Below are 9,801 nucleotides of genomic sequence, written 5' to 3' on the forward strand. Positions count from 1 at the left end.
TCCACTCGGGGCGCGCATTTAGCGCAGCACGTGGATGCGCGTCGTGGTGCCGGTGGCGCAGGTGTGCCGCTGGACCAGGTCGGCGAGGAAGTGGACCATGACCAGGCCGCGGCCGCGGCCCTCCGGCGGGCGCAGGCGGCCGATCATGAGGTCGGTGACGTGGCCGAAGTCGCGGACCTCGCAGACCACGCGCTCGTCGTCGTGCCAGGTGCGCAGCGTGCCGGAGCCGCCGCCGTGCTGGACGCTGTTGGTGGCCAGCTCGTTGACGGCGCTCTGCAGGTCCACGATGCGGTCCGGGGGCAGGTCGGCATCCAGCCCCACCTCGGCCACCCGGCGGCGCACCTCGACCAGGCCGGAGAGCTCGAAGCGCAGCGTGGTGGCGCCGGCCGGCGGCTCGGACAACGGCACGTTGTAGGCCTCGGCGATGCCGTACGGGTCGTAGGCGTCGCTGGGGAACCGGCCGTTGTCGTCGGCCATGATCGGGTGGGTGGCGTGGGCGTCGCGGACGCGGCCCGGGTCGAGGCGGGCGACGTCGTACGGGCACAGGATGGTCGCCTCGCGCCCGGCGAAGGCCACGTTGATCATGGCCTCGTGCTGCACGCAGGCGGGGTACTCCTCGGCGGTGCGCGACGGCCAGATCGGCTGGCCGATCACCCGCACCCGGCGGCCGTGGTGCTCGTCGAGGAACTTGGTCAGCACCCAAGGGATGATCCGGCCCGGGTTGCGCCCGGCCTCGGTCATGTCGATGAAGGTGACGCCGTCGGCGAACGCACCCAGGCGCTCGCGCAGCATGGCACCGTTGGGCGGCGGGACGGCGACCGCGATCGGCTCGTCCATGGAGAAGCCCTCGTAGATGAACTTCATCGTGGCGTCGAGGAAGGCGGCCGGGCCCTCGTAGAGCAGCGCCTCGTGCACGAAGGGGTCCTGGACCCGTTCGATCGGCGTGGGCGCGCCGCGTCCGCTCATGGAGATGCGCTGCTCGTCTCGGTTCGACAACAGGTGCACTCGGGGCCTTTACTCAACCCTCGCGGACAGACTACGCCACCCTGTCGGATCGAACACCTATCCGTTGACACCGCCCAAGCACACCGGCCCCACGGGTAACACGCAAAACCGAACGACCGTTAAGCTTGAGGGGTGGAGCTCTACTCACCCGACCGGCTGGCCGCCGCCCGGCGCGCCGCCGCCGAGGCCGGCCTCGACGCGCTGCTCATCGGGCCGAGCGCCGACCTGCAGTACCTGACCGGCTACGACGCGCACGCCCTGGAGCGCCTCACACTGCTCGTCCTGCCCACGGACGGCGAGGCCACGCTGATCGTCCCGCGCCTGGAGCGCCCCGCCGCCGAGGCCTCGCCGGCCGAGTCCATCGGCGTCCGGCTGGTCGACCACGCCGACGGCACCGATCCGTATCGCATCGTGCAGGAGCTGCTCGCCGGCCGCGCGAAGACCGCCGGGCTCGGCAACCGGATGTGGGCCGAGCAGGTGCTGGCGCTGCGCGACGCGCTGCCCGAGACCGGGCAGGCCCTCGCCGGCGCGGTGCTGCGCGGCCTGCGGCTGCGCAAGTCCCCGGCCGAGATCGAGGCGCTGCGCCGGGCCGGGCAGGCCATCGACGCCGTGCACGAGCGGATGGGCGAGTGGCTGCGGCCCGGGCGCACCGAGGCCGAGGTGGCCGCCGACATCGCGGCCGGCATCCGCGAGGCCGGCCACGCCACCGTCGAGTTCACCATCGTCGCCGCCGGGCCGAACGGCGCCAGCCCGCACCACGGCGTCTCCGACCGGGTCATCGCCCCCGGCGAGCCGGTGGTCGTGGACATCGGCGGCCGGATGCCCGACGGCTACTGCTCCGACTCCACCCGCACGTACTGCGTCGGCGAGCCCCCGGCCGACTTCGCCGCCTACTACGCGGTGCTGCACGAGGCCCAGCGGGCCGCGGTCGCCGCCGTGCGGCCGGGGGTGAGCGCGGAGTCGGTCGACGCGGCCGCCCGCGACCTCATCGCCGGCGCCGGCTACGGCGAGCGGTTCCTGCACCGCACCGGCCACGGCATCGGCCTCGACGGCCACGAGGACCCCTACATCGTGGCCGGCAACGACGCCCCGCTCGAGCCGGGCATGGCCTTCTCCGTCGAGCCGGGCATCTACCTGGCCGGCCGGCACGGCGCCCGGATCGAGGACATCGTGGTGTGCACCGAGGACGGTGTGGAGCGGCTCAACACCATCGACACCGAGCTGGTGATCCTATGAGCGTCGAACGGCCGTTCCTGACCGAGGAGGGCGAGGCCCTCATCGGGCTCGCCCGCGAGATTGCCGACGGCGAGCTGGCGCCGAAGGTCGAGGAGTTCGAGGCCGAGCGGCGCTTCCCGCGCGAGCTGTTCCGCCTGCTCGGCCGGGCCGGGCTGCTCGGCCTGCCCTATCCCGAGGAGCACGGCGGCTCCGGGGTGCCCTACGAGCTGTACCTGCAGGTGCTCGAGGAGATCGCGGCCCGCTGGCTGGCCGTCGCCGAGGGCCTCTCGGTGCACACCCTGGCCTGTTACCCCGTCGCCGCCTACGGCACCGACCTGCAGCGCAAGAAGCACCTGCCCGACATGCTCGGCGGCGAGCTGCTCGGCGCCTACTGCCTCTCCGAGCCGCACTGCGGGTCCGACGCGGCGGCCCTGACCACGAGGGCGGACGACGGCCCCGACGGGTTCGTGGTGCGCGGCACCAAGGCCTGGATCACCCACGCCGGCCAGGCCGACTTCTACAACGTCTTCGCCCGCACCGGCGGCCCGGGCGCGAAGGGCATCTCCTGCCTGCTGGTCAATGCCGAGACCCCGGGAGTCGTACCGCAGGTGCCCGAGAAGACCATGGGCCTGCGCTCCTCCGTCGTGGCCCAGCTCGCCTTCGAGGGCGCCGTGGTGAGCGCCGACCGGCTCGTCGGCGAGCGCGACGGCGGCTTCCGGATCGCCCTCGCCGCACTGGACGGCGGCCGCCTCGGCATCGCCGCGTGCGCCGTCGGCCTCGCCCAGGCGGCACTGGACTACGCGGCCGCCTACGCGAAGGAGCGCGAGCAGTTCGGCCGGCCGATCGCCGAGTTCCAGGGCGTGGCCTTCATGCTGGCCGACATGGCGACGCAGATCGCCGCCGCCCGCGCGCTGTACCTGTCCGCCGCCCGGCTGCGCGACGCGGGCCGGCCGCACAGCGCGGAGGCGGCCAAGGCCAAGCTGTTCTGCACCGACACGGCGATGCGGGTCACCACCGATGCCGTGCAGGTGCTCGGCGGCGCCGGCTACGTGTCCGACCACCCCGTCGAGCGGTACATGCGCGAGGCCAAGGTGCTGCAGATCTTCGAGGGGACCAACCAGATCCAGCGCGTGGTGATCGCCCGCTCGCTGTAACCGCTTGCCCGGCACGTTAGGGTTCGGGCGTGGAAGAGACCGATCGCGCGATCGTCGCGGCCCTCGCGGCCGACGGCCGCCTGTCCTACACCGACCTGGCCGAGCGGGTCGGGCTGTCGGTGTCGGCGGTGCACCAGCGGGTGCGCCGCCTCGAGCAGCGCGGCGTCATCAAGGGCTACGCCGCGAAGGTCGACCATGACGCGCTCGGCATCTCCCTGACCGCCTTCGTCGCGATCCGCCCGCTCGACCCGTCGCAGCCCGACGACGCGCCCGACCGGCTGGCCCGGCTGCCGCAGATCGAGTCGTGCTACTCCGTCGCCGGCGAGGACTTCTACATGCTGCTGGTGCGGGTGGAGAATCCCCTGGCGCTGGAGCGGCTGCTGCAGGAGATCCGCTCGGCGGCCAACGTCACCACGCGCACGACGGTGGTGCTGTCCACGCCCTACGAGCACCGCTCCAGCGTGCGGCAGTCCTGATCGCGTCAGCACCCGCCGCGCCGGCCCGCTCTAGCGCGCGGCGGTCCTGATCGCGTCCAGCACCCGCTGGGTGTCGGCCAGGTCGGCCAGCACAACGTGCGCGCCGGCCCGCTCGAGCTCGCCGGCGCCGTAGCGCCCGGTCGCCACGGCCACCACGCCGGCCCCGCCGTGCAGCGCCGCCCCGACGTCCTCGGGCGTGTCGCCGACCAGCACCACCTTGGCGAAGTGTCGGTCGAAGCGGGCGCGGGCGTTGGCCCGGGCGATCGCGACCAGCTCCGCCCGCACCTCGTGGCTCCAGCCGTACGCCCCGGCGTCCAGGTCCAGGTGGGCGGTGAGCCCGAAGGGAACCAGCTTCACCTCGGCGATGCGCCGGACGTTGCCGGTCAGCAGCGTCTGCCCGGCCCGCCCGGCCAGCGCGGACAGCGCCTCGGCCGCGCCGGGCAGGGCCCGCCCCCGCGTGGGCAGCAGGTGTGCGAGCTCGTCCAGGGCCGCCTCCGCCCCCTCGCGCAGCGCCTCGAGGTGCGGCTCGGTCACCGCCACCCCGTTGCGGCGCAGCATGTCCGCGGCGATCGCCCGGTCGGTCCGCCCGGCCATCGGCGGCTGGTGCTCGACCGGCCGGCCGAAGCGCCGCAGGAACGCCAGGTCGTAGGCCTCCCGGCCCAGCCCGTCCACGTCCACGAGCGTGTGGTCCACATCCCAGAGCACCAGAACCCCGTCCACGGGGTGCAGCCTAGCCGCAACCGGCACAATGTGGAGATGGGCGAGATCGTGGTCGTACGGCACGGACAGACCGAGTGGAGCGCCGCCGGGCGGCACACATCGACCACCGACCTGGACCTCACCCCGGAGGGTGAGGCGGGCGCCGAGGCCCTGAGCCGGTCCCTGGCCAACCGCTCGTTCGTCGCCGTCCTGTGCAGCCCCCGCCGCCGCGTGCTGCGCACCGCGGAGCTGGCCGGCCTGACGGTCACCGAGGTCGACCAGGACACCGTCGAGTGGGACTACGGCGACTACGAGGGCCGCACCACCGCCGACATCCGCGCCGAGGCCCCGCGCTGGGACCTGTGGCGCGACGGCTGCCCCGGCGGCGAGACGCCGGACCGGGTGACCGCCCGCCTGGACCGCCTCCTGGCCAAGCTGCGCCCGATGCTGGCGCTGGGCGACGTCGTGGTGGTGACCCACGGCCACGCGGCCCGCGCCCTGGCCGCCCGCTGGCTGGAGCAGCCGGTCGCGTTCGGCGCCCACCTGACCCTGGGCACCGCCACGTTGTCGGTGCTGGGGCACGAGCACGACGTCCCGTCCCTGCGCCTGTGGAACGCGCCGCCCGCCTGACCCGGCCCACGGCACGACCCTGACGACCGGCGGCGCACGGCACGACCGCGAGTGGAACGCGCCGCCCGCCTGAGCCGGCTCGCGGCACGACCGTGACGGCCGGCGGCGCTACGGCACGACCGTGACGGGCCAGCGCCCGCAGCGCACCAGGCGGGTGGCGACCGAGCCGGCGATGCGGTGCAGCGGGCTGGCCGAGCGCCCCACGACCACGGCGTCGGCGCCCAGCTGGCTCGCGGCGGCGACCAGCTCGGTGTAGGGCTCCCCCGTGCGCACGAGCAGCTCCACGTCGACGCTCAGCCGCGGCAGCTCGCGCTGCATGGTCTCCCGCAGCTGCCCCTCCACCGCATCGTGCGCGGCGATCACGTTGACTGCGGCGCCCCCGCCGGCGTCGGCCATGGACAGCATCGAGGCGGGCAGCGAGCGCACGTACACGGCGACGAGCCGGCAGCGCTGGCGGCGGGCCAGGCCCACCGCGTAGGCGGCGGCCCGCAGCGACGGCGTCGAACCGTCGACCCCGACCAGGATGGTCACCGGCTGGGCATCGTCGCGCATGGCATGGCTCCAAGGGCGGTCGCGATCACACCCAGAAGCATAAGCCGTAAATATAAGTGCATGATATAAAAGTTTCGTGACGGAGATCCTCGACAGCGCGGCGCTGGCCAACGGCCTGGAGCGGGTCGTGTCCCTGCTACGGCGCTCGGCCCAGGGGGAGCGCGTCTCGCTCACGGCGGCGGCCACGCTGCGCACGCTCGACGCGGGCGGCCCCTGCCGCGTCTCGGAGCTGCGGCGCGCGAGGGCGTCACCCAGCCGGCCATGACGCAGCTCGTCTCCCGCCTGGAGCACGACGGCTACGCCGAGCGGCGCTCCTGGGAGGCCGACGCCCGGGTCGTGATGGTGCACCTCACCGCGGCCGGCGCCGAGCTGCTGCGCCGCCGCCACGACGCGCGGGCCCGCCGGCTGGCCGAGCTCGCTGGGCGCCTCAGCCCCGAGGACCGCGCCGCGCTCGCGGCCGCGCTGCCCGCCCTGGACCGGCTCGTCACCACCCAGCCCGACAACCCCGGGAGCACCCGCGCATGAGCCATCAGCACCACTCCGCGCCCAGCCCGTTCCGCCAGCCCAGGGCGGTGTGGGCGGTCGCCTTCGCCTGCGTCGTCTCGTTCATGGGCATCGGCCTGGTCGACCCGATCCTGCCCGCCCTGTCGGTCAAGCTGCACGCCTCGCCCAGCCAGGTGTCGCTGCTGTTCACCAGCTACCTGCTGGTGACCGCGGTCGCCATGCTGGTCACCAACCTGGTGTCCAGCCGCATCGGCCCCAAGCGCACCCTCATCGCCGGCCTGGTGCTCATCGTGATCTTCGCCGCCCTGGCCGGCAGCTCGCACTCGATCGGCGGCATCGTCGGCTTCCGGGCCGGCTGGGGCCTGGGCAACGCGCTGTTCATCGCCACCTCCCTGGCCGTCATCGTGGCGTCGGCGAGCGGCGGCTTCGGCGGGGCCATCATCCTGTACGAGACCGCGCTCGGCATCGGCATCGCGGTCGGCCCGCTGCTCGGTGGCACCCTCGGCGGCATCAGCTGGCGCGGCCCGTTCTACGGCGTCAGCGTGCTGATGTTCATCGCCCTCATCGCCACCATCACGCTGGTGCCGAAGACACCGCGGCCGGCCGAGCGGACCTCCATCGCCGCCCCGATCGCCGCGCTGCGCCACCGCGGGCTGCTGATCATGAGCCTGACCGCGGTGTTCTACAACTGGGGCTTCTTCACGATGCTGGGGTACGCCCCCTATCCGATGCACCTGTCGGAGCACCAGCTCGGCCTCGTCTTCACCGGCTGGGGCCTGCTGGTCGCGGTCTTCAGCGTCGCGGTCGCCCCGCGGCTGCAGCGGCGCTTCGGCACCGCCAAGACGCTGTACGCCAACCTGTTCCTGCTCGCCGTGGTCCTCGCCGTCATCGGCGCGTGCACCAACTCGCCCAAGGCCGTGATCGTGGCCGTCATCGTCTGCGGCGCGTTCATCGGCATCAACAACACGCTGACCACCCAGGCGGTCATGACGGTCGCCCCCGTGCCGCGGCCGGTCGCCTCCGCCTCCTACGGGTTCGTGCGCTTCATCGGCGGCGGCCTCGCCCCCTTCGTCGCCGGCAAGCTGGCCGACCACTACAACATCCACGTCCCCTTCTACGCGGGCGCCGCGGCGTTCCTCATCGCCATCGCCGTGCTGGCCACCGGCCACCGCATCCTGACCGAGGCCGAGCGGGCCGCCGAGGAGACGGCGGCCGGGCAGCGGCCCGGCGCGGCGGTCGGCGAGATCGTGGGCGTCGGGCGGACCGGCACGGCCAACGGCAACCCGCCGGTCGTCGTCGCCATCGACGCCGGGCCCGCGGCCGACGCCGTCACCGCGGCCGCCGCGGAGCTGGCCGGGCGCCTGAACGCGCCACTGGAGTTGCTGCACGTCCACGAGATCGCGGTAGTCGGCGACGACGCCGTCGACCGGGAGAGCTACGAGCAGGCCCGGGCCCGGGTGCAGCGGCGGCTGGACGAGCTGGCGGCCGGGGGCGTGCCGGCGGCCGGGCACGTCCTGCGCAGCGTCGCCGACCACGGCCACGCCGGCAGCCTGATCGCCGAGCACGCCCGGGCGGTCGGCGCCCAGGTGGTCGCGATCGGGGGCCCCTCACACGGCGGGGTCGCGCACCTGCTCGACGGCAGCGCCAGCCAGCGGCTGATCGCCGAGGCCGGGTGCCGGGTCATGGTCGTACCGCCCGGGCCCGAGCCCGCCGAACGGGCCGCCACCACCGTGTAGCACGGGGCGACGGCCCGCCCGGGCCGGTCACTGGAAGCCGACGGAGTCCAGGTGCTCCCAGGCGTCGTAGCGCTGGTCCCCGCTGCGGATCTGGAAATCACCGCGCCACGTCGACCCATCACCGGTCGCGCCGTAGCTGATCGGCACCGTCAAGGTCACGCTCCCGCCGGCCGGGACGGTGCCGAGCGCGCACGGCGCCTCGTTGACGGCCTGCCCCCCGAACGACCCGCACGAGGCGCCGGTGGCCCTGCCGGTGACGGTGATGTTCGTGGGGAAGGAGAGCACGACGGTGACGTCCTTGGCGTGCGGGCCGGCGTTGCGCACGGTGACCGTGACGCTGCCGGTCTGCTTGCCGCCGCTGGGGGGACCGACGGCCGCCTCGGCCTTCTTGACGGTCACGGCGGCATAAGAGGAGTCGGCCAGGAACGACGCCGAACCGCCGGTCTGCTCGAAGCGCCCGCCCGACCAGCGGAAGGTGCGGTTCTGCGTGAGCCGGTGCGTCGGTGGCATGCCACAGCACTGGACCGTGTCGGCGACCTTGACGGCGACGGTGCCGTCCGCCCCCGGCGTCGTGGCGATGATCTCCTCGGCGGAGACGACTTGGCCGAGCGTGCGCAGCGCGCCGTCCAGGGCGCTCAGCGCGACGAGCTGGTCGAAGCCGCTGTCGCCCGCCCGGCACGTGACCCGGACCAGGGTGTCCCGGCCGCCGTCGGCGTCGACGTCGGCGCTGAGCGCGCCGGGGCGGATCAGCAGCACCCAATCGGCGGTGGAGGCCGCCCAACCGCCGTGGAACGTGATCTTGCCGCTCCGGCAGTCCTTCGGCGCATCCGGCGGCCAGGCCGGGAGGGTGAAGGTGGCGTTCGCGAGGTCCGTCGGGGCGTCCCGCACCGGCGGCGGGCCGTCCGACCGCGAGGGCGACGCGGGCGCGCTGGTGGCCGGCGCGGCCGGGGCGGCCTGCCGGTCCTGCATGGCCAGCAGGCCCGACGGCACCAGCACGGCCAGGGCCAGGGCCGAGGCGGCGGCCGTGGTGCGGACGCGCCGGCGGCGCCGGACGGTGCCGAAGACGGCCTCGGCGCCCAGCGGCGCGATGCGCGGCATGGCGTCGGCGCGGAAGTCGGCAAGGGCCGCGTTCAGGATGTCGTCGTCGAGCTCAGACACGGGAGCTGCCCTCCTGCTGCTCGCTCAGCATGGGCGCGACCGCGGCCCGCGCCCTGCTCAGGGTCGATTTGACGGTGCCGAGCGCCACCTGCTCCTGCTCGGCGATCTCCTGCAACGGCAGGTCGGCGACGTGAAAGAGCACGAAGATCCGGCGCTGGGCTTCGGGCAACCGCTTGAGCGCCCAGGTCAGGTCGACCCGGTCGGCACTGGGTGCGGCGACGTGCTGCACGCGCTGGCCCTGCAGGAACGAGGCGGCCGTGCGCAGCCGCCGCCAGCGGCTGGTGGCCAGGTTCCACGCGACCCGGCGGACCCAGGCGACCGGGTTCTCGTAGTGCTGGACGGTGGACCACCGGGCGTAGGCGCGGCAGAACGCCTCCTGCACGAGGTCCTGCACCTCGCCGAGGTCGCCGGTGAAGGCATAGATCTGCAGCGTCAGTGCGTGGAACCGGCTGCTGCAGAAACTCTCGAAACTCTCCGGCGGCGACCGGTCCACTGACCCGAGCAACGTTGTCTCTCCCCGCGGTTGACAGTTCCCGTCCGGGAACTCCGATGGAAGAGACACGCCATGCCGCCGCCCCGGGTTCCGGGCGGTCAGCTGGCCGACACAAACGGCCGCGGGGGGGGTGGGCCTGATGGGCGACCCCCGGGCGAGAGACCTGTCGGGATGGGTAA

At 74.0% G+C, this 9,801-nt stretch carries 12 protein-coding genes; 7 read left to right on the plus strand and 5 right to left on the minus strand.

Annotated features, from left to right (window positions below):
• Positions 1–18: 18 nt before the first annotated feature.
• Positions 19–966 carry a sensor histidine kinase gene (locus AB0M46_RS10850; protein ID WP_363334672.1) on the minus strand — a complete coding sequence of 316 codons (948 nt, stop codon included), beginning with the start codon at positions 964–966 and terminating at the stop codon, positions 19–21.
• 171 nt (positions 967–1,137) lie between these two features.
• On the opposite strand from AB0M46_RS10850, the gene AB0M46_RS10855 reads away from it, so the two are divergent.
• From AB0M46_RS10855 to AB0M46_RS10865, 3 genes are read left to right on the plus strand one after another with little or no spacing between them, the layout of a single operon-like run.
• Positions 1,138–2,241: a Xaa-Pro peptidase family protein gene (locus AB0M46_RS10855; protein WP_363334673.1), complete on the plus strand. Its 1,104-nt coding sequence runs from the start codon at positions 1,138–1,140 to the stop codon at positions 2,239–2,241.
• A complete protein-coding gene (locus AB0M46_RS10860; protein ID WP_363334675.1) occupies positions 2,238–3,374 on the plus strand; it encodes an acyl-CoA dehydrogenase family protein in 1,137 nt (378 codons plus the stop codon). Before AB0M46_RS10855 ends, AB0M46_RS10860 begins: the two co-directional genes overlap by 4 nt.
• Positions 3,375–3,403: 29 nt before the next feature.
• Complete coding sequence (locus AB0M46_RS10865) at positions 3,404–3,850, plus strand: Lrp/AsnC family transcriptional regulator (RefSeq protein WP_363334677.1); 447 nt, start codon at positions 3,404–3,406, stop codon at positions 3,848–3,850.
• A 30-nt stretch (positions 3,851–3,880) separates the two neighbouring features.
• Here the strand turns inward: AB0M46_RS10865 and AB0M46_RS10870 are convergent, their stop codons facing one another.
• The gene (locus AB0M46_RS10870) at positions 3,881–4,570 is read right to left on the minus strand and encodes a haloacid dehalogenase-like hydrolase (protein WP_363334678.1); all 690 of its coding nucleotides are present in this window, start codon (positions 4,568–4,570) and stop codon (positions 3,881–3,883) included.
• A gap of 36 nt (positions 4,571–4,606) precedes the next feature.
• On the opposite strand from AB0M46_RS10870, the gene AB0M46_RS10875 reads away from it, so the two are divergent.
• Entirely contained in the window at positions 4,607–5,179 is a 573-nt protein-coding gene (locus tag AB0M46_RS10875; protein WP_363334680.1) for a histidine phosphatase family protein, read from the plus strand.
• Between the two features lie 108 nt (positions 5,180–5,287).
• Here the strand turns inward: AB0M46_RS10875 and AB0M46_RS10880 are convergent, their stop codons facing one another.
• Complete coding sequence (locus AB0M46_RS10880) at positions 5,288–5,731, minus strand: universal stress protein (protein WP_363334682.1); 444 nt, start codon at positions 5,729–5,731, stop codon at positions 5,288–5,290.
• 76 nt (positions 5,732–5,807) lie between these two features.
• Between AB0M46_RS10880 and AB0M46_RS10885 the strand changes: the two genes are divergently transcribed.
• From AB0M46_RS10885 to AB0M46_RS10895, 3 genes are read left to right on the plus strand one after another with little or no spacing between them, the layout of a single operon-like run.
• On the plus strand, positions 5,808–5,996 hold the full coding sequence (locus AB0M46_RS10885) for a hypothetical protein (RefSeq protein ID WP_363334683.1): 189 nt from the start codon (positions 5,808–5,810) through the stop codon (positions 5,994–5,996).
• Positions 5,993–6,256 carry a hypothetical protein gene (locus AB0M46_RS10890; protein WP_363334685.1) on the plus strand — a complete coding sequence of 88 codons (264 nt, stop codon included), beginning with the start codon at positions 5,993–5,995 and terminating at the stop codon, positions 6,254–6,256. Before AB0M46_RS10885 ends, AB0M46_RS10890 begins: the two co-directional genes overlap by 4 nt.
• Complete coding sequence (locus AB0M46_RS10895) at positions 6,253–7,971, plus strand: MFS transporter (protein ID WP_363334686.1); 1,719 nt, start codon at positions 6,253–6,255, stop codon at positions 7,969–7,971. Before AB0M46_RS10890 ends, AB0M46_RS10895 begins: the two co-directional genes overlap by 4 nt.
• 27 nt (positions 7,972–7,998) lie before the next feature.
• Here AB0M46_RS10895 and AB0M46_RS10900 read toward each other — a convergent pair whose 3' ends face one another.
• Both AB0M46_RS10900 and AB0M46_RS10905 read right to left on the minus strand, forming a co-directional pair.
• Positions 7,999–9,129, minus strand: coding sequence for a hypothetical protein (locus tag AB0M46_RS10900; protein WP_363334688.1), 1,131 nt, complete (start codon positions 9,127–9,129; stop codon positions 7,999–8,001).
• A complete protein-coding gene (locus AB0M46_RS10905; protein WP_363334689.1) occupies positions 9,122–9,634 on the minus strand; it encodes a SigE family RNA polymerase sigma factor in 513 nt (170 codons plus the stop codon). Before AB0M46_RS10905 ends, AB0M46_RS10900 begins: the two co-directional genes overlap by 8 nt.
• Positions 9,635–9,801: the final 167 nt, after the last annotated feature.

Source organism: Dactylosporangium sp. NPDC051485, from assembly GCF_040682015.1.
In the GTDB taxonomy this organism is placed as follows: domain Bacteria; phylum Actinomycetota; class Actinomycetes; order Mycobacteriales; family Micromonosporaceae; genus Dactylosporangium.

Coding starts and splice junctions, on each gene's coding strand:
- AB0M46_RS10850 (WP_363334672.1), bottom strand. CDS start 966: ATGAGCGGACGCGGCGCGCCCACGCCGATCGAACGGGTCCAGGACCCC.
- AB0M46_RS10860 (WP_363334675.1), top strand. CDS start 2,238: ATGAGCGTCGAACGGCCGTTCCTGACCGAGGAGGGCGAGGCCCTCATC.
- AB0M46_RS10875 (WP_363334680.1), top strand. CDS start 4,607: ATGGGCGAGATCGTGGTCGTACGGCACGGACAGACCGAGTGGAGCGCC.
- AB0M46_RS10880 (WP_363334682.1), bottom strand. CDS start 5,731: ATGCGCGACGATGCCCAGCCGGTGACCATCCTGGTCGGGGTCGACGGT.
- AB0M46_RS10890 (WP_363334685.1), top strand. CDS start 5,993: ATGACGCAGCTCGTCTCCCGCCTGGAGCACGACGGCTACGCCGAGCGG.
- AB0M46_RS10895 (WP_363334686.1), top strand. CDS start 6,253: ATGAGCCATCAGCACCACTCCGCGCCCAGCCCGTTCCGCCAGCCCAGG.